The sequence below is a fragment of the Maritimibacter sp. 55A14 genome, from assembly GCF_003122205.1.
Lineage (GTDB): Bacteria > Pseudomonadota > Alphaproteobacteria > Rhodobacterales > Rhodobacteraceae > QEYE01.
In genome coordinates this window covers 132283-151559 of sequence record NZ_QEYE01000007.1, presented here as the reverse complement: position 1 = coordinate 151559, position 19277 = coordinate 132283, and the positions used below count along the sequence as shown (strand labels likewise).

Annotated in this window: 20 protein-coding genes and 1 riboswitch; of the genes, 17 read left to right on the top strand and 3 right to left on the bottom strand. The window is 68.0% G+C overall.

Going from position 1 to position 19277, the window contains the following annotated elements; genetic code table 11:
* Window positions 1–137: 137 nt before the first annotated feature.
* The 4 genes from DDZ14_RS07945 to cobD are packed head-to-tail and all read left to right on the top strand — an operon-like array spanning window position 138 to window position 3346.
* Window positions 138–650, top strand: coding sequence for a histidine phosphatase family protein (locus DDZ14_RS07945; protein ID WP_233252524.1), 513 nt, complete (start codon window positions 138–140; stop codon window positions 648–650).
* Entirely contained in the window at window positions 632–1411 is a 780-nt protein-coding gene (locus DDZ14_RS07940; protein ID WP_109424422.1) for a propanediol utilization protein, read from the top strand. The genes DDZ14_RS07945 and DDZ14_RS07940 overlap by 19 nt, the downstream gene beginning before the upstream one ends.
* The gene (cbiB, locus tag DDZ14_RS07935) at window positions 1408–2346 is read left to right on the top strand and encodes an adenosylcobinamide-phosphate synthase CbiB (RefSeq protein WP_109424421.1); all 939 of its coding nucleotides are present in this window, start codon (window positions 1408–1410) and stop codon (window positions 2344–2346) included. Before DDZ14_RS07940 ends, cbiB begins: the two co-directional genes overlap by 4 nt.
* A gap of 16 nt (window positions 2347–2362) precedes the next feature.
* Complete coding sequence (gene cobD, locus DDZ14_RS07930) at window positions 2363–3346, top strand: threonine-phosphate decarboxylase CobD (RefSeq protein ID WP_109424420.1); 984 nt, start codon at window positions 2363–2365, stop codon at window positions 3344–3346.
* Window positions 3347–3349: 3 nt separating this feature from the next.
* Here cobD and DDZ14_RS07925 read toward each other — a convergent pair whose 3' ends face one another.
* Together DDZ14_RS07925 and cobO are read right to left on the bottom strand one after the other, a co-directional pair.
* On the bottom strand, window positions 3350–4798 hold the full coding sequence (locus DDZ14_RS07925) for a cobyric acid synthase (RefSeq protein WP_109424419.1): 1449 nt from the start codon (window positions 4796–4798) through the stop codon (window positions 3350–3352).
* A gap of 51 nt (window positions 4799–4849) precedes the next feature.
* The gene (cobO, locus tag DDZ14_RS07920; RefSeq protein WP_109424418.1) at window positions 4850–5461 is read right to left on the bottom strand and encodes a cob(I)yrinic acid a,c-diamide adenosyltransferase; all 612 of its coding nucleotides are present in this window, start codon (window positions 5459–5461) and stop codon (window positions 4850–4852) included.
* Between the two features lie 38 nt (window positions 5462–5499).
* A riboswitch (cobalamin riboswitch) is annotated at window positions 5500–5709 on the top strand.
* Between the two features lie 100 nt (window positions 5710–5809).
* Here cobO and DDZ14_RS07915 point away from each other — a divergent pair.
* From DDZ14_RS07915 to cobJ, 7 genes are read left to right on the top strand one after another with little or no spacing between them, the layout of a single operon-like run.
* Complete coding sequence (locus DDZ14_RS07915) at window positions 5810–6205, top strand: DUF1636 domain-containing protein (RefSeq protein WP_109424450.1); 396 nt, start codon at window positions 5810–5812, stop codon at window positions 6203–6205.
* A 1-nt stretch (window position 6206) separates the two neighbouring features.
* The gene (gene cobW, locus DDZ14_RS07910; protein ID WP_109424417.1) at window positions 6207–7262 is read left to right on the top strand and encodes a cobalamin biosynthesis protein CobW; all 1056 of its coding nucleotides are present in this window, start codon (window positions 6207–6209) and stop codon (window positions 7260–7262) included.
* An 11-nt stretch (window positions 7263–7273) separates the two neighbouring features.
* Complete coding sequence (gene cobN / locus DDZ14_RS07905) at window positions 7274–10567, top strand: cobaltochelatase subunit CobN (protein ID WP_109424416.1); 3294 nt, start codon at window positions 7274–7276, stop codon at window positions 10565–10567.
* Window positions 10564–11697, top strand: coding sequence for a cobalamin biosynthesis protein CobG (locus DDZ14_RS07900; protein WP_109424415.1), 1134 nt, complete (start codon window positions 10564–10566; stop codon window positions 11695–11697). The genes cobN and DDZ14_RS07900 overlap by 4 nt, the downstream gene beginning before the upstream one ends.
* On the top strand, window positions 11698–12327 hold the full coding sequence (locus DDZ14_RS07895; protein ID WP_109424414.1) for a precorrin-8X methylmutase: 630 nt from the start codon (window positions 11698–11700) through the stop codon (window positions 12325–12327). It abuts the gene before it with no gap.
* Complete coding sequence (gene cobI / locus DDZ14_RS07890; RefSeq protein WP_109424413.1) at window positions 12324–13055, top strand: precorrin-2 C(20)-methyltransferase; 732 nt, start codon at window positions 12324–12326, stop codon at window positions 13053–13055. Before DDZ14_RS07895 ends, cobI begins: the two co-directional genes overlap by 4 nt.
* Window positions 13052–13804 (top strand): precorrin-3B C(17)-methyltransferase, encoded by a 753-nt coding sequence (cobJ, locus tag DDZ14_RS07885; RefSeq protein WP_109424412.1) that lies wholly within the window; start codon window positions 13052–13054, stop codon window positions 13802–13804. The genes cobI and cobJ overlap by 4 nt, the downstream gene beginning before the upstream one ends.
* Here the strand turns inward: cobJ and DDZ14_RS07880 are convergent.
* Window positions 13777–14532 carry a cobalt-precorrin-6A reductase gene (locus DDZ14_RS07880; RefSeq protein WP_109424411.1) on the bottom strand — a complete coding sequence of 252 codons (756 nt, stop codon included), beginning with the start codon at window positions 14530–14532 and terminating at the stop codon, window positions 13777–13779. The genes cobJ and DDZ14_RS07880 overlap by 28 nt on opposite strands.
* On the opposite strand from DDZ14_RS07880, the gene cbiE reads away from it, so the two are divergent.
* Genes cbiE through DDZ14_RS07850 form a run of 6 tightly spaced genes read left to right on the top strand, consistent with a single transcriptional unit; the run spans window position 14531 to window position 19243 of the window.
* Window positions 14531–15727, top strand: a complete 1197-nt coding sequence (gene cbiE / locus DDZ14_RS07875) for a precorrin-6y C5,15-methyltransferase (decarboxylating) subunit CbiE (protein WP_109424410.1) — start codon at window positions 14531–14533, stop codon at window positions 15725–15727. The genes DDZ14_RS07880 and cbiE overlap by 2 nt on opposite strands.
* Window positions 15724–16086: a cobalamin biosynthesis protein gene (locus DDZ14_RS07870; protein ID WP_109424409.1), complete on the top strand. Its 363-nt coding sequence runs from the start codon at window positions 15724–15726 to the stop codon at window positions 16084–16086. The genes cbiE and DDZ14_RS07870 overlap by 4 nt, the downstream gene beginning before the upstream one ends.
* Window positions 16083–16886: a precorrin-4 C(11)-methyltransferase gene (gene cobM / locus DDZ14_RS07865; RefSeq protein WP_109424408.1), complete on the top strand. Its 804-nt coding sequence runs from the start codon at window positions 16083–16085 to the stop codon at window positions 16884–16886. The genes DDZ14_RS07870 and cobM overlap by 4 nt, the downstream gene beginning before the upstream one ends.
* Window positions 16883–18202 (top strand): cobyrinate a,c-diamide synthase, encoded by a 1320-nt coding sequence (locus DDZ14_RS07860; protein WP_109424407.1) that lies wholly within the window; start codon window positions 16883–16885, stop codon window positions 18200–18202. Before cobM ends, DDZ14_RS07860 begins: the two co-directional genes overlap by 4 nt.
* Entirely contained in the window at window positions 18199–18924 is a 726-nt protein-coding gene (gene cobA / locus DDZ14_RS07855; protein WP_109424406.1) for a uroporphyrinogen-III C-methyltransferase, read from the top strand. The genes DDZ14_RS07860 and cobA overlap by 4 nt, the downstream gene beginning before the upstream one ends.
* Window positions 18914–19243, top strand: a complete 330-nt coding sequence (locus DDZ14_RS07850; protein WP_109424405.1) for a DUF1636 family protein — start codon at window positions 18914–18916, stop codon at window positions 19241–19243. The genes cobA and DDZ14_RS07850 overlap by 11 nt, the downstream gene beginning before the upstream one ends.
* The last annotated feature ends 34 nt before the right edge of the window (window positions 19244–19277 follow it).

The following is a 19277-nucleotide window of genomic DNA, read 5'->3' as shown; positions in this document are numbered from 1 at the left end:
GTGGGAAAGCACTTTCGACGCAAAAAGGAAAGCTGAAAGCCGACATCTTGGGGAAAGACGCGCCACAGTCCGGGGAACTCATCCTGATCCGACATGCCCCGATTGCCGAACCCGGACGGCTATGCGGACAAAGGGATGTGGCGGCGCGGATCGATCCCGAGGCCATAATCCCGTTGCGCGATGCGCTGCCTGTTGTCGGCCGGGTCGTCACCAGCCCCGCCCTGCGCTGCCGGCAGACCGCCGACGCCCTTTGGCCCGACCACGACCAGACCCACGACCCCCGGTTGTGGGAACAGGATTTCGGTGCCCATGACGGCCTTCCCCACGACCGGCTGCCCGATCTCGGGCCGATGGATGCCCGGACCCTGTCCGACTGGACACCGCCAGGCGGCGAAAGCTTTTCCGATCTCTGCGCCCGTGTCGCACCGGCCTTGTCCGAACATGCCCTAACCGCCTGCGGGCTGGGTCGGCCACTTGCGCTGGTGGTCCATGCGGGTGTGGTCCGTGCGGCCGTTGCCCAAGTGACCGGGACCGTCCATGCCGGGCTTGCCTTCGAGGTGGCGAACCTGTCTGTCACCCGGCTGCGCTGCGGGGCGGACGGCCCGTTTTCGGTGATCGAGGTGAACCGCGAATGCCCCCGCCGGTCGTGAAGGTGGAGGGCCATTTCGGGGAGTGGCTGCAAGGACGCTTGGGCCCGGACGGCCCCGTCGTGCTGGTCACGGTGCGTTGTCCGCCGCTGAGCGTCGAGGCACCGGGCGAAGGCACGCCGCCCTTCACCCCGGCACAACTCGACCGGTTCGCGGGGCATCTCGGCCTTGGCGCGCTGCCGGGTGCCCGGCGGAACTTCCCGATGGGCGCGGGTGCCGGCGGCTCGACCGCGACGCTGGTCGCAATGGCACGCGCAGGCGGATTTGGCGGCCCCCCGGACACTTTGGCGGCGGCCTGCCTTGCGATCGAAGGGGCGAGCGACCCGCTTATGTTCGAGCGTCCCGACCGGCTGCTATGGGCTTCGCGAGAGGGGCGCATCCTGCGTGACATCGCCCCGCCGCCCCGCTGCGAGATCCTTGGCGGGTTCTGGGGGGAGCCGAGGCGCACCGATCCCACCGATATGGATTTCGACGATATCACCGACCTCACAGATGACTGGGCACAGGCGACCGAGGCCGCCGATCTGCCGCGCGCCGCCGCAATCGCGACCGAATCCGCCCGCCGCTGCACCGCCCGGCGCGGCCCGGCTGATCCGACGGCCGACCTGGCGGGTGCGCTTGGCGCGCTGGGATGGCTCCGGGCGCATACCGGCTCGGCGCGGGGGTTGATCTTTGCCCCCAGCGCCCTTCCCGCAACCGGCGCCGACGCGCTGTCCGAGGCGGGCCTGACCCAGGTCCTGACATTTCGCACGGGGTCGATATGAGCTTTGCCCTGATGATGCTGGCCGGCATGGCGCTCGACCTCGGTCTGGGCTGGCCGGACCGGCTTCATGCCCGGATCGGCCATCCCGTGACATGGCTGGGCAAGGCGATCTCTGCCCTCGAATGCCATCTGAACCGGGGCAGCCGCAACGTGCGGCTTTGCGCGGGCGCGCTGACCACGGGCGCGATCGTCCTGCTTGCCGTGCTGCCCGCGCTGGCCTTGCAGACAGCTTTGCCGGACAGCATCGCGGGCAGCCTGATCGGCGCTGTACTGGCCTGGCCCCTGATTGCGCTGCGCTCCATGCACGATCATGTGGCGGCGGTTGCACATGCGCTGGCCGGGGGCGATCTGCACGGCGCACGCCGCGCGGTTTCGATGATCGTAGGACGGGATCCCGCGCGGCTGGACACCGCGGGCGTTGCCCGCGCGGCCACCGAAAGCCTGGCCGAAAACAGCTCGGACGGGATCATCGCTCCGGTATTCTGGGGGGTGGTCGCGGGTCTTCCGGGGATCGCGGCCTACAAGGCCGTGAACACGCTCGATTCGATGATCGGTCACCGCACCGACCGCTACGAGGCCTTCGGCAAGGTCGCCGCGCGTCTCGACGATGTGGTGAACTGGGTGCCCGCCCGCCTGACCGGTGTGCTGTTCGCACTGGCCTCCGGACGGCATGTGGGGCGCGGGTTGAAGGCGATGATACGCGACGCGGCCAAGCACCGGTCCCCCAATGCGGGCTGGCCCGAAAGCGCGATGGCCGCTGCGCTGGACATCCGGCTTTCCGGCCCGCGCGTCTATGGCGACCGGGTCTCGGACGAACCGTGGCTGAACGACGGGGCCGCCGACCCAGCGCCACGGGACTTGTTCCGTGCGCTGTCGCTCTATCGACGCGCGATGTTTCTTTGCGCCCTTGCGCTCGGCGCTTTGGCGCTGCTCTAACGGCGGAATGACACGGATGACGACAGAGCGGGATCACGGGGGCAACCTCGACGTGGCGATGGCGCGATTCGGCGGCACGCATGCCGATTGGCTGGACCTGTCGACCGGCATCAACCCCGACCCCTACCGCGTGCCCCCGATCCCGGACGAGGCCTGGGCCATTCTGCCGCGCAAGACCGACATGGCCCGTCTGATCGCCGCCGCCCGCATCGCCTATGACACGCAGGCGCGGATCATCCCGACGAATGGCGCGCAAGGGGCGATCCAGACCGTGCCGTGGCTGCGTGCTCCGGGCCGGGCCGCCGTCCTGTCGCCCACCTACAACGAACATGCGGCCGCCCTGCGCGCAAGCGGCTGGCAGGTCGACGAGGCGGCGACAGAGGCGGCGCTGCACGGCTCGGATCTCGCCGTGGTGGTCAATCCGAACAACCCCGATGGCCGCTGCACAACGCCGGAGTCGCTGTTGACGCTGGCACAGAGCGTGGGGTTGCTGATCGTCGACGAAAGTTTTGCCGACCCGGAACCGGGACTGTCCATGGCGCCCCATCTGGCGGATGCGTCCGGCAACATCGTCGTCCTGCGGTCCTTCGGAAAGTTCTACGGGCTCGCCGGTCTGCGGCTGGGCTTTGCGCTGGCAACCGGACAGATCGCCGACAGGCTGGCCGCCCTGGCCGGACCATGGCCCGTCTCCGGCCCCGCTATCGAGATCGCCTCGGCCGCGCTCACCGACACCGATTGGCAGGCCGCCACAACGACCCGGCTGCGCGACGGCGCCGCGCGGATGGATCGCCTGGCCGAGGACGCCGGGTGGCGGATCATCGGCGGCACGCCGCTATTCCGCACGTATGCCACGCCGGATGCACAGGCGGCGCAGGACGCGCTGGCGCGGGACCGCGTCTGGTCGCGCAGCTTCCCCTATTCGCGGCACTGGATCCGGCTTGGCCTTCCCCCGTCAGACCGCTGGGGCCGGTTGCAACGAGCCTTCGCGGCGCCTGGATAAACGCTACCTGGCCAACGATAGCAGCCCGGCAATGTCGAGATGCGTTTCGAGGTGCCGGGCCAGTGCATCCAGCGTCGTCTCGACCGTGGCTTCGTATGCGAGGTCGGACGCCGCCACCCCCATCCGCCGCAGCCAGGCCCGCCGGAATCCGTCATCCGAGAACATGCCGTGCAGGTAGCTGCCCGCCACGCGCCCGTCCGCGGAAACCGCGCCTTCGGGCGCACCATCCACATGGGCGAAGGGCCGTGCCCGGTCCGCCCCGTCCGAGCGCCCGATATGGATCTCGTAGCCGGTGAAGGGCAGGCCAAGATCCGCATGGACCGCCGCAACCTGTCGCAAGCTCTTGTCGCCGCCCATTTCGGTTCGGATGTCGAGCAGTCCCAGACCGGGTGTCTCGCCCGGCGGACCTTCGATACCCGCAGGATCGGCCACGACCCGCCCCAGCATCTGGTACCCGCCGCAAATGCCAAGCACGCGCCCCCCGCGCCGGTGATGCGCAAGCAGGTCGATGTCCCAGCCCTGCAGCCGAAGAAATTCCAGATCGCCACGGGTCGATTTCGATCCGGGCAGGATCACCAGACCGGCATCGGCCGGGATCGGCTGTCCCGGCGGCAGCATGGTCACCCGCAGGCCCGGTTCCTGCGAAAGAGGGTCGAGGTCGTCGAAATTCGCGATACGCGACAGGCGCAGGCAGACAACGTGAAACGAGCCGCTGGACGGGCTGGCCGTCATGTCCAGCGCGTCCTCGGCGGGCAGGCGCCATGCCTCGGGGAACCACGGCGCCACGCCGAAGCCGCGCCAGCCGGTGCGATCCTCGATCATCCGGTAGCCTTCGTCGAAGAGCGACGGATCACCGCGGAACTTGTTGATGACAAAGCCCTTGATCCGCGCCTCGTCCGCTTTTGACAACACCGACTGCGTGCCGACGATCTGCGCGATCACCCCGCCCCGGTCGATATCGCCGCACAGAACGACCGGCACATCCGCCGCCTCGGCAAAGCCCATATTGGCGATGTCGCCCTTGCGCAAATTCACCTCGGCCGGGCTGCCTGCACCTTCGACGATGACAAGGTCGTGGCGCGCCTTGAGATTCTGGAAACTGCCGAGCACCGCGTCCAGCAGCGCCGGTTTCAGGCTGGCATATTCCCGCGCCTTCGCAGTGGTCAGCCGCCTGCCCCGAACGATCACCTGCGCGCCGATATCGGTTTCGGGTTTCAGAAGAACCGGGTTCATGTCTGCCTGCGGCGGCAATCCGCAGGCCCGCGCCTGCAAGGCCTGCGCGCGGCCAATCTCGGCGCCGTCGGCTGTCACCGCCGCATTGTTCGACATGTTCTGGGGCTTGAACGGTGCGACCGACAGCCCACGCAGCCGCGCCGCGCGGCAGAGCCCCGCCACGAGCATTGATTTGCCCACGTTGGAACCGGTTCCCTGGATCATCAGCGCACGGGTCATGTCCGGTCCCCGATCACGGGACCCATACGGGGCCGGAAGAACCGCGGGGCATCAGAACTCCACCCCCTTCTGGGCCTTCACCCCGTCACGGAACGGGTGTTTGACCAGGGTCATCTCGGTCACGAGATCGGCGGCTTCGATCAATTCCGGTTTCGCATTACGGCCCGTCAGACAGACATGGGTCATGTCCGGCTTTTCGTTCAACAGGAACTCCACCACCTCATCGATATCCAGATAATCGTAACGCAGCGCGATGTTGATCTCGTCCAGCAAGACGAATCGGATTTCCGGGTCGAGGATCTGTTCCTTCGCGATCTCCCAGCCCTTCCGCGCGGCGGCGATATCACGCTCACGGTCCTGCGTTTCCCAGGTGAAGCCCTCGCCCGAAACGAAGAACCGGCATTCCTGCTGGAACCGACCCCGGATCAACTCGGCCTCGCCGGTGATCCAGTTGCCCTTGATGAACTGCACCACCGCGCAGGGCATCCCGTGGGCGATACATCGCAGGATCATGCCGAAGCCGCTGGACGACTTGCCCTTGCCCGGCCCTGTGTGAACGATGATCAGGCCCTTGTCCCCGGATTTGGTCGCCATCATCCGATCGCGCGCTGCCTTGATCTTCTTCATCTTCTCCGTGTGGCGGGCGTTCTGGTCCTCGCGCATGGAACACTCCTTTATCTTGACAAGGTCGCGGGTTTTGGACCATGTGCTGAAACGCTGGTGCCTGTCCAGACAGGTGAAAAGGGAATGTGCAGCCGCAAGATGCGTGGTCAAGCACAGCCGCCCCCGCGACCGTAAGCGATGAGGGTGCTCAGCGCCACTGGCCATCAGGCCGGGAAGGCAGAGCAACCGTCGGGCCCACTGCCCGAGATTCGTGAGCCGGGAGACCTGCCAGCCACGGATTTTGAGACCGGACGGGGTGTTCCGGTGTCGGAATGCGCCTTTGATCAGGGTCCGTTCCGCCATCAGACCCGCGTCCCATGACAAGTGGGACCGAGGAAATTGAACGACGTGGTCAATGGGCGAGCCAGCCCCGCGACAGAGCTTCTTGTTTGCGTCAAATGCCGGCGCGGATGCGAGACCCGCGAGGATGACCGCCGTCCCGGACAGGCGCTCTATGACGGCATTGCCGCGCGCGGGCTGCCCGACGGCGTGCGACTGACCCCGGTGGACTGTCTGCAGAACTGCGATTACGGCTGCACCGTCGCCCTGCGCGGTGGCGACGCGAAATGGACCTATGTCTTCGCGAATGTCGATGAAGTGTCGCATTCCGGGATGATCCTTCAGGGCGCGGCGCAGTATCACGCCACAACGGATGGCATAATTCCGTGGCGCGAGCGCCCCGATCACTTCAAGCGCAACTGCGTGGCGCGCATTCCCCCCGTAACCCGACCCAAGGAGGCCTGATTTGACCGATCTGGCAAAACTTCCCGTCACCGTGATCACCGGCTTTCTCGGCTCCGGAAAGACCACGCTGATCTCCCACCTGATGCGCAACCCCGGCGGCAAGCGTCTTGCCGTGGTGGTGAACGAATTCGGCAATGTGGGCGTCGATGGCGAGATTCTGAGAAGCTGCGCGATTCCGGACTGCCCGGCTGAGAACATCATGGAACTGGCAAACGGCTGCATCTGCTGCACCGTGGCCGATGACTTCATTCCCACCATCGAGGCGCTGATGGCACTCGACCCGCGCCCCGAACATATCCTGATAGAAACCTCGGGCCTTGCCCTGCCGAAACCGCTGCTGAAGGCTTTCGACTGGCCGGACATCCGGTCGAGGATCACCGTCGATGGCGTGATCGCGCTGGCCGATGCCGAGGCGGTGGCCGCCGGCCGGTTCGCGCCCAATGTCGCGGCGGTGGATGCGCAGCGCCGGGCCGATGACAGTATCGACCACGAAACGCCGCTGTCGGAGGTCTTTGAAGACCAGATATCCTGCGCGGACATCATCCTGCTTACCAAACCCGACCTCGCCGGATCGGAAGGCGTGGCAAGGGCCAGGGCAATCATCGCGGGGCTTGCCCCGCGCCCCCTGCCTGTCGTCGAGGTCGCGGAGGGCATTGTCGATCCCCGCGTGATCCTCGGTCTCGAAGCGGCGGCGGAGGACGACATGGACGCGCGTCCCTCGCATCATGACGAGCCGCACGACCACGATCACGAGGACTTCGAATCCGTGGTCATCGACATCCCCGAAATCAGCGATCCGGCAGAACTGGTCGCCCGCATCGAAGAGCTTGCCAAGACCCAGAATATCCTGCGGGTGAAGGGCTATGCCAGCGTTGCGGGCAAACCCATGCGCCTATTGGTGCAGGCCGTGGGCGCGCGCGTCCGTCATCAGTACGACCGTCCATTGAAGCCGGGGGAGGCCCGCACCGGGCGCCTCGTGGTGATCGCCGAGCATGACGATATCGTCGATAACAGGATCCGCGCCGTGCTTTGTCCCGCCGCGGAGGCGGCGGAGTAAGGCAGCCCGCCATGCATGTCATCTTCCGCGAAAGCCACGGCCTCGACGAGACCGATGCACCGACCGACCTGGGTCAGAGCCCGGCGGATCTGGTGGTGTTGTCTTTCTCGGACAGTGATCTCGGGGCATTCGCGGAAGGCTGGCATCGCGGCGGCGGGACGGACGGGCGGCTGCCGACGCTGCGGCTGGCCAATCTTTCGGCCCTGCGCCATCCCCTGTCCGTCGATACCTATGTCGAACGGACGCTTGAAGGCGCGAAAGGCATCCTGATCCGGCTGATCGGCGGAGTGCCCTACTGGGAATACGGCCTGCAACAGGTGCTGGCGCTGGCGCAGCGCAAGGGTATCGCGCTGGCGATCCTTCCCGCCGACGGCCGCCCGGATCCACGGCTGGACGCGCTTTCCACCTTGCCCGTCTCGACCCTCCGACGGTTGGCCGAACTGTGCGACAACGGCGGCGCGGTCGCAGCGCAGGCCGCCTTGGCGCAGCTATCGTTGGCCGCCGGTCATTACGCCGCCCCGGTGCGTGGCACCAAGGTCTTGCCCGTGGTCGGCGCGTGGACGCCCGAGGACGGCGTCGTTTGCCCATTGGCCGACATCCCCGCCGGTGCGGCACAGCGCGTCCTGATCGTCTTCTATCGGTCCTATCTCGTGGCTGCCGATCTCGCCCCGGTGAACGATCTGTTCAAGAGCTTCCGTGACCGGGGTTACCACGTGCGCGCGCTCTTTGCGCCCTCGCTCAAGGCCCCCGAGATCGCGGGCTGGTTGCGCCGGCAGGTCCGGACCTATGCGCCCCATGCCATCGTCAACGCCACCGCCTTCAGCGGCAAGGGTTCCGAAGGCGGCTCTCCGCTCGATGCCGCCGATGTCCCGGTCTTTCAGGTGACGCTGGCCACCTCCGGCCGTGCCGCGTGGAAAACAGCAGAGCGTGGTCTCTCCCCCGCCGATCTGGCCATGCACGTTGTCCTGCCCGAGGTCGATGGCCGCATCATGGGCGGCGTCGTTTCCTTCAAGGAACCCGGCGAACGCGACCCGGATCTGCAATTCGCCCGCCATGCCCACCGTCCCGACGCCGAGCGCATTTCGGCGCTGGTGAACCGCGTTGAGGGCTGGCTGAAACTTGCGGCCAAACCCCCGCGGGAGCGCCGAGTCGGTCTGATCCTGTCGACCTATCCCGGCAAGGACTGGAACATGGGCCACGCGGTCGGGCTCGATGCGCCGGCCTCGGCCCGTGCGATCCTGACGGACCTCGTGCAGGCAGGCTATGACCTGCCGGAAACGGCGCCGGATCTGGAGTTGCGCCTGCTGGCGCGGAACATGCGCCTGCCGCTTTCGGACTATCGGGCCCTCCTCGAGAGACTGCCCGGCAGTCTCCGTGCCGATCTGACACGGGCATGGGGCCGGCCCGAGGACGACGACCACGTCGAAGACGGCGCCTTTCGCTTTGCGGCGCTGCGGCACGGCAATGCCGTTGTCGCCCTGCAACCCGAACGCGGCACGCCCAACACCCGCGACGACGACTATCACGACCTGTCCCGCACGCCCCGCCATGCCTATGTGGCCTTCTACCTCTGGCTTCAGACCCGGACAGACGCGCTGATCCATATCGGTGCGCACGGCACGCTGGAATGGCTGCCGGGCAAGTCCGTCGCCCTGTCCCGGCACTGCTGGCCAGAGGCGCTGACGGGCCGTCTGCCCGTGCTCTACCCGTTCATCGTGAACGATCCCGGCGAAGCCGCGCAGGCCAAGCGCCGCATAGGCGCGGTGACACTGGGCCATGTGCCGCCTCCGCTGCGCGACAGCCGGACGCCGGACCGGCTTGCCCGGCTGGAAGCCCTGCTCGACGAGTTTTCCAGCGCCGACGGGTTGGACCCGAAACGCCGCGACCGCCTGCAAGCCGACATCCGGGACGAGGCGCGGTCGCTCGGCGTCGAGAACGATCTTGGCCTCGACCGCGCGACTTCGATCGCCGAGGCCATCACCCGGATCGACCGCTTCGTCTGTGACATCAAGGAAAGCCAGTTCGGCGAGGGGCTGCATGTCTGGGGCCGATCCGACATGGCCGGTGGCCAGCCCCTGCACGAGGACAGCGCCGCGGCGGAACGCCGGTCCCTGCTGGACGCACTGGATGGGAAACGCATCGCTGCCGGGCCTTCGGGCTCGCCTTATCGGGGCCGCGGCGACGTGCTGCCCACGGGCCGCAACCTCTTTACCACCGACCCGCGATCGGTCCCGACCCGGTCTGCCCACGCGCAGGGTGTCAAACTGGCCGAAGAACTGGTCCGTCGCCACCTTCAGGATGAAGGCGACTGGCCGCGCGGCCTGATTGTCGATCTCTGGGGCTCGGCCACCATGCGCACCGCGGGCGAGGAATTCGCCATGGCGCTGCATCTGCTGGGGGTGAAGCCCGTCTGGGACACGGGGTCCGGGCGCGTCTCGGGATTGGAGGTTCTGCCCATCGCGGAACTGGACCGCCCCCGGATCGACGTGACCCTTCGCGTGTCCGGTCTGTTCCGCGACATCTTCCCCACGCTCTCGGCGCTGTTCTCGCAGGCTGTTCGCGCGCTCGCCCTCCGCGACGAGGCGCCCGACTGGAACCCCTATGCAGGCCAGGCGGCGGCGTCCCGTGTCTACGGCCCCGCTCCGGGCAGTTTCGGCCTTGGCATGGGCGCGGCGCTGGAGGATTACACGCCGGAGGCCCGCCGGCAGGCCGGCGAAGCCTGGCTTTCGTCCTCGGCCTGGGCGCTGGATGGCGACCACGCCATGCGCGACGACGACGGCCTGCGCGACCGCGTTGCCCGCGCGGACAGTTTTGTCCACCTGCAAGACCTACCGGAAACGGATCTGCTGCTGGCCTCGGATTATGCCGCGCATGAGGCGGGCTTTGCCGCCGCGCAATCCGTGACCGGCGGGCGGGCCGCGCTCTACCATCTCGACAACACCGAGCCGGATCGCCCCCGCGCCCGCGCCCTGCCCGAGGAAATAGCCCGCGTCGTGCAGGCCCGTGCGGCGAATCCCGATTGGATCAGGGGGATGCGGGCGCATGGTTTCCGGGGTGTGGCCGAAATCGCCGCCACCCTGGACCACATGGCCAGCTTCGCGCATCTGGCCGGCGTCGTGGGACCGCATCTCTTCGACCTGTATCATGCCGCCACGCTGGGCGATCCGGAAACCGAAGCCTTCCTGCGCGACGCCAACCCCGCCGCCCATGCTGCCATGCTCGACCGTTTCCGTGCATTGCAGGACGCCGGGCTGTGGCAAACGCGGCGCAACTCGATCCTCGCCAGCCTGGAGGGCAGCGCATGAGCACCCCCATCGTTCAGGGCTGGTGCCCCGGCGCCCATCGCCCGATGATGTCCGGCGACGGTCTGGTGGTCCGCGTTCGCCCCTTCCGGGCCGAGCTTTCGGCCGGACAGGCGCTTGCGCTCTGCGAACTGGCGCGGCGGTTCGGCAACGGCACACTGGATCTGACGTCGCGCGGCAATCTCCAGGTCCGGGCCGTGACCGAGGCCGGTTATCCCGCGCTGTTGCGCGAACTGGGCGCACTTGGGCTGATCGACGCCGATCCGGCGGTCGAAGGGCGGCGCAACATCCTGATGCCCGCCGATTGGCAGGATCGGGACCTGACGGATCGCCTTTGCACCGCCCTTCTGTCGGCATTGCCCGGTTTCCCGGTGCTGCCGGAGAAAATGGGCTACGCGCTCGATACCGGCGGGACGGTCCAACTTGCCGATGGATCCGCCGATTTCCGGTTCGAACTGGATGCCGCGGACAACCTGATCCTGCGCGCCGACGGGGCCGCCCTGGGCCGCCGGATCGTTGCGGCGACGGCAATGCGGTCCCTGGCCGAGATGATCCAGTGGTTCCACGAAACCGGCGGCCCGTCCAACGGCCGCATGGCCCGTCACCTCAGGACAGTGCCTCTGCCCGACGACTGGCAGCAAGCCGCGCCGCGCATCTCGGTCAGGCCCTTTGCGCCGGGTCCGGCGCCGGGCGGGACGATCCTTGGTGCTCCGTTCGGCAGCATCGACGCAACCGCGCTGGGGTCGCTCATCGACCGCACGGGTGCCAGCGGCATTCGGCTCATGCTCAACCGGCTCTTCTGGCTGCGCGGCGCCTCTGTCACCGAGGCGCCCGGTTTTGTCACCACGCCCGGCAGTGCGCTTCTGGCCGCTCATGCTTGCCCCGGCGCGCCCTTTTGCCCGCAGGCGACGGTGGAGACCCGTGCGCTGGCCGCACGGCTTGCCGGGACGGTCCCGGTCGCCCTGCATGTATCGGGCTGCGCCAAGGGTTGCGCCCTGCCCCGTGCCGCCGCGGTGACCCTGACAGGCCGCAACGGCCGCTTCGACCTCATCCGCGATGGCGCGCCGTGGGACACACCCACGGCCCGCGCCCTGCATCCCGACCAGATCACCGACCTGACCGAGGCTCTCTGAATGCCATACGATTATGAAAAAGACGGCGCAGCCATCTACAAGGAGAGCTTCGCCACGATCCGGGCCGAGGCCGACCTGACCCGGTTCGACCCCGAGGAAGAACAGATCGCTGTCCGGATGATACATGCCGCCGGCATGATCGGGCTGGAACGGCACATCCGCTTTTCGCCCGGCTTTGCGCAGGCTGCGCGCGCGGCGCTCGGGAACGGGGCGCCGATCTTCTGCGACGCGCGCATGGTCTCCGAAGGCGTCACCCGCCCGCGCCTGCCCGCCGAAAACGAGGTGATCTGCACCCTGCACGCCGAAGGCATCCACGATCTGGCGAAGAAAATGGGCAACACCCGCTCCGCCGCCGCGCTGGAGCTCTGGCGGCCGCGACTCGAAGGCGCGCTGGTGGCCATCGGGAACGCGCCCACGGCGCTCTTCCACCTGCTCAACATGCTCGAGGATCCGGATTGCCCCCGCCCCGCCGCGATCATCGGCTGCCCGGTGGGGTTCGTCGGCGCGAGGGAATCGAAGGACGCGCTCTGGGCCGATCAGCCCGTGCCCTGCTGTATCGTCGAGGGCCGTCTGGGCGGCAGCGCCATCACCGTCGCCGCCATCAACGCCATCGCGAGCCGCGCCGAATGACCGGTCCGGGCACCATTTCGGGTGTGGGGCTGGGCCCCGGCGATCCCGAACTGATGTCGGTCAAGGCCGACCGCCTGCTGCGCAACGCGAGGCATGTGGCGTTTTTCCGCAAGGAGGGGCGCACGGGGCAGGCACGCAAGATCATCGACGGAATGCTGCGCCCCGACGTGACCGAGATTGCCATGGAATATCCGGTGACCACGGAAATTCCGCTGACCGATCCGCGCTACAACGAACTTCTCTCGGCCTTCTACGACGACAGCACCGCCCGCCTGCGCGCCCTGTCCGATGCGGGGGAGGATGTGGTCGTGGTCTCCGAAGGCGATCCGTTCTTTTACGGCTCCTTCATGCATCTTTACACGCGCCTGCGCGATGTCTGCCCCGTGCGGCTGGTCCCGGCCATTACCGGCATGGCCGCCGCATGGACCGCCACGGGCGAGCCGATAACCTGGGGCGATGATGTGCTCACGACGCTCATGGGGACGTTGCCCGAGGATGATCTGGTGGAACACATGCGCCGCTCGGACGCGCTGATCGTCATGAAGATTGGCCGCAACATCGACAAGATCCGCGGCGCGCTGCGCAAGGCGGGTCGTTATGACGCCGCATGGCTGGTGGAATACGCGTCGATGCCCGGCCAGACGGTGCAGAAGCTTTCCGAGGCCGCGGACAAGGTAACCCCCTATTTCTCGATCATCGTCGTGCATGGGCAAGGAAGACGGCCATGAGCGGCAGTGTTACCATCGTGGGCCTTGGCCCCGGCGCGGAAAGGCTCGTGACGCCCGAGGTGACCGAGGCGCTGGCAATCGCCACGGACGTGGTGGGCTACATCCCCTATGTCGCCCGCGTGGCCGAACGCCCCGGTCTGACGCTGCATCCTTCCGACAACCGGGTCGAACTGGACCGCTCTCGTCTCGCGCTGGACATGGCGATGCGAGGCAAGCGGGTCGTGGTCGTCTCGTCCGGCGATCCGGGCGTCTTCGCCATGGCCTCGGCGGTATTCGAAGCGGTCGAGGCCGGCCCGGCGGCGTGGCGCGACCTCGACATTCGGGTGCTTCCCGGCATCACCGCCATGCTGGCCGCCGCCGCGCGCGCCGGTGCGCCACTGGGGCACGATTTCTGCGCCATCAACCTGTCCGACAACCTCAAACCATGGAGCCTTATCGAAAAGCGCCTGCGGCTTGCCGCCGAGGCGGATTTCGCCATGGCCTTCTACAATCCACGGTCCAGGTCGCGGCCCGAGGGCTTTGCCAGAACGCTGGATATCCTGAACGACGCCTGTGGCGACACCCGTCCGGTGATCTTCGCCCGATCGGTCAGCACGCCTCAGGAAGACATCCGCGTCGTTCCCCTGCCGAATTGCAGGCCGGAAATGGCGGACATGCGCACCGTTGTGCTGGTGGGGTCGTCCAGCACGCGGATCGTCGAACGAAACGGCGCCCCCATCGTCTACACGCCGAGGTCCGTTACCTCATGACCCAGCCAGCGCATCACATCATCGACGAAATGCGTCTCACGGCGCGGCGGGATCGCGGGCCGGTCTATCATGATCACCGGCAGTCCAAGCTGGCGCGCCGCGATGATCTTGGCCTGCGCGCCGGTCCCGCCCGCGTTCTTCGCGACGATCACCGCGATCCGGTGATGCCGCATCAGCGCCATGTCCCCTTCGACGGTGAACGGGCCGCGATCCACGACGGCGTGGCAATCGGGCAAGGGCAGCGGCCCGTCGGACGCATCCACCAGCCGCAGCAAGTGGAAATGCTGCGGGTTCGCGGAAAACTCGGCCAGGTGCATCCGCCCCACCGCCAGCATGACGCGCCGCTTCGGTCCATCGAGCGCCGCCACCGCGCCCGCGATGTCCGGCACATGCTGCCACCGGTCTCCCGGTTGCGCCTGCCAGGGCGCACGGGTCAGGGCCAGCAGGGGAACGCGGGTTTCGGCGCAGGCTGCCACCGCATTGGCGCTCATCTGCGCGGCGAAAGGATGGGTCGCATCGACCAGATGGGTCACGTCATTCCGGCGCAGGTAGTCCACCAGCCCGGCCACCCCGCCGAAGCCGCCGACACGGAGGGGCAGCGCCTGCGGGGCCGGCCGGTCGACACGCCCGGCCATGGATACCTTGCCCGTCAGCCCCGCCTGAGCCGCGGCGCCGCACAACCGTCGGGCTTCGGTCGTGCCACCCAGGATCAGGAGATTCGGCGTCATGTCTGAGGCTCCGTGGCTTACCATCATCGGCATGGGCGAAGATGGCCTGGACGGCCTGTGCGGCGCAAGCCGATCGGCGCTTGAGGCCGCAGAGATCGTCATGGGCCCGAAACGCCACCTGTCCCTGATCCCGGAAGGCAAAGCCCGCCGCATCCCCTGGCCGGTGCCGTTTTCGGACGGGGTCGAACGCCTGATGGCGCTGCGCGGACAACCCACCGTGGTCCTCGTCTCCGGCGATCCGTTCTGGTTCGGAGCGGGCACCACGCTGGCCAGACGGCTGGGACGGAACGAATGGCACGCCTATCCGGGGCGGTCGGCCTTCTCGCTGGTTGCCGCCCGCATGGGCTGGGGGCTGGAGGCCACCTTGTGCATAGGGCTGCACGCGGCGCCGCTTTCCCGGCTGAAACCGCAGCTCGCTCCGGGCCGGCAGATGATCGTCCTGCTGCGCGATGGCGCGGCGCTGCGCGACCTTGCGGGCTACCTCGCCGCGCAGGGGATCGGCGCCTCTTCGCTGACCGTGATGGAATCCCTCGGCGGCCCGCGCGAACGTCTGACCGAGACCACCGCCGACACCCTGCCCGATATCGCTTTTTCCCATCCGGTCTGCGCCGCGCTCCGTGTGGCGGGGGACGGCGCGGTGCTGCCGCTGGCTTCCGGTCGTCCGGACGATGCGTTCGACAGCGACGGCGTGATGACCAAGCGCCCGGTGCGCGCGCTGACCCTCTCGGCGCTCGCGCCCCGCCCCTTCGAACATCTCTGGGACATCGGCGGCGGTTCGGGAACCATCGGGATCGAGTGGCTGCTGTCCGACCCGTCCCTTCGGGCCACTGCCATCGAGCCACGCGGCGACCGCGTCGCGTTGATCCGCGCGAATGCCGACCGGCTCGGCGCCGACCGCCTGACCATCGTTCATGGCACGGCGCCCGACGCGCTGGAGGACCTGCCTGCGCCGGATGTGGTTTTCGTGGGCGGCGGCCTTTCGCCGCAACTGCTGGCATATCTGGAAACCCTGCCGAAGGGCACGCGCCTTGTCGCCAATGCCGTCACCCTGGAGTCGGAGGCGCTGCTCACCGCCAGCCATTCCCGCCTTGGCGGCGAGCTGATGCGGGTCGAGATCGCCCACTCCGCCCCGATCGGACCGAAGCGGGGCTGGCGGTCCAGCTTCCCCGTCACGCAGTGGAGCCATGTCCTGTGATCGTCGCGGGGTTCGGGTTCAGCAACAGGGCGACCGCCGACAGCCTGCGCGATGCGCTCGACCGCGCGTCGCAGGGGATGCGGCCCGACGCGCTTGCCACGGCCGAAGACAAGACCCCGACGCTCGGCGAACTGGCCGCAGAGCTTGGCCTGCCCCTGCATGGCATCGCCGCAGACCGGCTTTGCGCGCAGCATACCCCCACGCACTCCGCGCGTGTTCTGACCGAACGCGAGACCGGTTCCGTCGCCGAGGCCGCTGCCCTGGCAGCCGCCGGTCCCGGCGCGCGGCTTCTGACCCGGCGTATCCATTCAACCGACCGTATGGCCACCTGTGCCCTGGCCCAAGGAAAGACACCATGACCGTTCACTTCATCGGCGCCGGCCCTGGCGCGCCCGACCTTCTCACCCTGCGCGGCCGCGACATCATCGCCGCCTGCCCGGTATGCCTCTATGCCGGCTCTCTGGTACCCGAGGCGATGCTCGGCCATTGCCCCGAGGGCGCGAGGATCGTGAACACCGCGCCGATGGATATCGAACAGATCATGGACGAGATCCGAACCGCCCACGCCGCCGGCCACGACATCGCGCGGCTGCATTCCGGCGACCTGTCGGTTTGGTCCGCAATGGGCGAACAGATGCGGCGCCTGAAGGCCGAGGGCATCCCCGTCTCGGTCACGCCGGGCGTGCCCGCCTTCGCCGCCGCCGCCGCGGCGCTCGGAACCGAGCTGACCCTGCCGGGCGTCGCCCAATCCGTGGTGCTGACGCGCACGCCCGGCCGCGCCTCGTCGATGCCCGAAGGCGAGACGCTGACCAACTTCGCCGCCACCGGCGCGACCCTGGCCATTCACCTTTCGGTCCAGAACATCGCCCGCGTCGTCGATGACCTGACCCCCGCCTATGGTGCCGATTGCCCGGTGGCCGTGGTCTACCGCGCCTCCTGGCCCGATCAGGAGATTATCCGCGGCACCCTTTCGGACATCCGGTCGAAGCTGGGCGAGAACATCACCCGCACGGCGCTGATCCTTGTCGGCCCGGCATTGTCGGGCGAGGGCATTGACGAAAGCTGTCTCTACTCCGTCGATTACGACCGCCGGTACCGGCCCCAAGGCGCCGGATCGCCGTGGTCCGGATGGACGCCCGAATCCGAAGCCAAGTCATGAGGTCCGCGCCCGGCCTTCTGGTATCGGCCCCCTCGTCGGGGACGGGCAAGACCACCTTGATGCTGGGCCTGTTGCGGGCGCTGGCCGAGGACGGTTTGACGGTGCAACCCTTCAAGTCCGGACCCGACTACATTGATCCGGCCTTCCACAAGGCGGCCTGCCGGCGGAACAGTTTCAATCTCGACGGCTGGGCCATGGGGCGCGATCTCTGGCACGTGATCGCGGCGCAGGCGGCTGGCGCGGACATATGCGTCGCGGAAGGCTCCATGGGTTTGTATGACGGTGTTGCCACGCGCGGCCAGCAGGGCTTTGGCAGCAGCGCCGAAACCGCGCGGGCCATGGGGTGGCCGGTGGTGCTGGTGCTGGATGTGGGGGGACAGGCGCAATCCGCCGCCGCGACGGCCCTGGGGTTCCGGAATTTCATGCCGGACCTGCCCTTTGCCGGGGTGATCCTGAACCGTGTGGCCTCGCCCCGGCACGAACGCCTGACCCGGCTCGGAATGGAGCGCGCGGGTCTGCCGGTGCTGGGCGTGCTGCCGCGCCGTGGCGATCTTGCCCTGCCGGAACGCCATCTCGGCCTGATCCAGGCGGTCGAGCATCCCGACCTCGATACCGCGATAGCGGGCTACGCCGCCTTCCTGCGCGAGAATGTCGATCTGGACGCGATCAGGGCCGCGGCGAGGGGCGCGCCACTGGTTTCAGGCCCCCGCGCACTGCCGAAACCCCCGGCACAGCGCATCGCCATCGCTCGGGACGCTGCGTTTTCGTTCACCTACCCGCACCTGCTGGAGGGCTGGCACGCAGCCGGGGCGGAAATCCTGCCCTTCTCGCCGCTCGCCGATCAGGCGCCGGACCCCGACGCCGACCTTGTCTGGCTGCCCGGCGGCTATCCCGAACTGCACGCAGGACGGATCGCCTCCGCCGGGACGTTCCTTGCGGCCCTCCGCCGTCATGCCGGGACGAAGCCGGTCCATGGCGAGTGCGGCGGCTACATGGCGCTCGGCGAAATGCTGATCGACAAGGACGGCACACGTCACCGGATGGCGGGGCTGCTGGGCCTCGCGACCAGCTACGAGACGCGCAAGTTCCATCTGGGCTATCGCCGCGCCGTCCTTCAGGCCCCACTGCCCGGCCATGCCGCGGGCGAAGCCCTGCGGGGCCATGAATTCCACTATTCCACCATCCTCGACCAGCCCGATGCGCCGCTCGCACAGGTGACGGATGCGGATGGCAACCCGGTGCCAGAGACGGGTTCGATCCGGGGCAATGTCAGCGGCACCTTCTTCCACCTCATCGCGACAGAGGAAAACACATGACCGGTTTCGTCAGCTTCGTCAGTTCCGGCCCCGGGGACCCCGAGCTTCTGACCCTCAAGGCGGTTGACCGGCTGAAACGTGCCGACGCCGTGCTGTTCGACGATCTGTCCGCCGGACCGATCCTGGACCATGCCCAGCGTGGTGCCGACCTCGTGGGAGTGGGCAAACGGGCGGGGCGGCCTTCGCCCAGGCAGGACCATGTCAGCCGCCTGCTGGTCGACTACGCCCGGATGAACCATCGGGTCGTCCGCCTGAAGTCCGGGGATAGCGGGCTTTTCGGGCGGCTCGAAGAGGAGACCGAGGCGCTCAGACAGGCCGGGATCGCTTTCGAGATCATCCCCGGTGTTCCGTCTGCCTGCGCCGCGGCGGCCGCGGCGGGCATTCCCCTGACACGACGCCTGACCGCGCGGCGGGTCCAGTTTGTCACCGGCCACGACGTGACCGGCTCCCTGCCCGAGGACATCAACATGGCCGCGCTTACGGATAGCGGGGCCACAACCGTGGTCTTCATGGGCAAGCGCACGTTCCCGAAACTCGCGCAGCGCCTGATCGACGGCGGCCTGCCGCCGGAGACCCCCGCGCTTCTTGCCGAATCCGTCAGCCGGCCCGAACAATCCGTCACGCGCCACACGGTGCAGACGCTTGCGCGCGCTCTGGAAAAGGAAACCGGCGACATGCCCGCACTTATCCTGTTCGGGCCGCTGGCGAACGATGACCGCTGAAATCAGCATCATCCTTTGCGGAACCTGCCCGCTGGGCCGATCGGACTTCCGGAGCAGGCTCGCCGATACCCTGTCGGCAGACGATCCCTTGCTGCGGATATCGACCGTGGAGTGCATGTCCGGTTGCGCCCGCCCTTCGACATTGGCCGTCCGGGCACCGGGCAAGACGGCCTATCTGTTCGGCGACCTGACCGAGGCCGACCTGCCGCTGATCCGCAATTTTCTCGCGCTTTACCGCTGTTCGGATGACGGAAATTTCCCTGACGCGCGCGTGCTGGGCGATCTGCGGTTCAAGGCCGTCGCCCGGATCCCCGGCTGATGGCACGCCCGGTCCGTCAGGTGTCGCTTTGGGA

Bases quoted from the DNA above. Each gene is read 5' to 3' on its own strand.
- DDZ14_RS07940 (WP_109424422.1), top strand. From the start codon at position 632: ATGCCCCCGCCGGTCGTGAAGGTGGAGGGCCATTTCGGGGAGTGGCTG.
- cbiB (WP_109424421.1), top strand. From the start codon at position 1,408: ATGAGCTTTGCCCTGATGATGCTGGCCGGCATGGCGCTCGACCTCGGT.
- cobD (WP_109424420.1), top strand. From the start codon at position 2,363: ATGACGACAGAGCGGGATCACGGGGGCAACCTCGACGTGGCGATGGCG.
- DDZ14_RS07925 (WP_109424419.1), bottom strand. From the start codon at position 4,798: ATGACCCGTGCGCTGATGATCCAGGGAACCGGTTCCAACGTGGGCAAA.
- cobO (WP_109424418.1), bottom strand. From the start codon at position 5,461: ATGCGCGAGGACCAGAACGCCCGCCACACGGAGAAGATGAAGAAGATC.
- cobN (WP_109424416.1), top strand. From the start codon at position 7,274: ATGCATGTCATCTTCCGCGAAAGCCACGGCCTCGACGAGACCGATGCA.
- DDZ14_RS07900 (WP_109424415.1), top strand. From the start codon at position 10,564: ATGAGCACCCCCATCGTTCAGGGCTGGTGCCCCGGCGCCCATCGCCCG.
- DDZ14_RS07895 (WP_109424414.1), top strand. From the start codon at position 11,698: ATGCCATACGATTATGAAAAAGACGGCGCAGCCATCTACAAGGAGAGC.
- cobI (WP_109424413.1), top strand. From the start codon at position 12,324: ATGACCGGTCCGGGCACCATTTCGGGTGTGGGGCTGGGCCCCGGCGAT.
- cobJ (WP_109424412.1), top strand. From the start codon at position 13,052: ATGAGCGGCAGTGTTACCATCGTGGGCCTTGGCCCCGGCGCGGAAAGG.
- cbiE (WP_109424410.1), top strand. From the start codon at position 14,531: ATGTCTGAGGCTCCGTGGCTTACCATCATCGGCATGGGCGAAGATGGC.
- DDZ14_RS07880 (WP_109424411.1), bottom strand. From the start codon at position 14,532: ATGACGCCGAATCTCCTGATCCTGGGTGGCACGACCGAAGCCCGACGG.
- cobM (WP_109424408.1), top strand. From the start codon at position 16,083: ATGACCGTTCACTTCATCGGCGCCGGCCCTGGCGCGCCCGACCTTCTC.
- DDZ14_RS07860 (WP_109424407.1), top strand. From the start codon at position 16,883: ATGAGGTCCGCGCCCGGCCTTCTGGTATCGGCCCCCTCGTCGGGGACG.
- cobA (WP_109424406.1), top strand. From the start codon at position 18,199: ATGACCGGTTTCGTCAGCTTCGTCAGTTCCGGCCCCGGGGACCCCGAG.
- DDZ14_RS07850 (WP_109424405.1), top strand. From the start codon at position 18,914: ATGACCGCTGAAATCAGCATCATCCTTTGCGGAACCTGCCCGCTGGGC.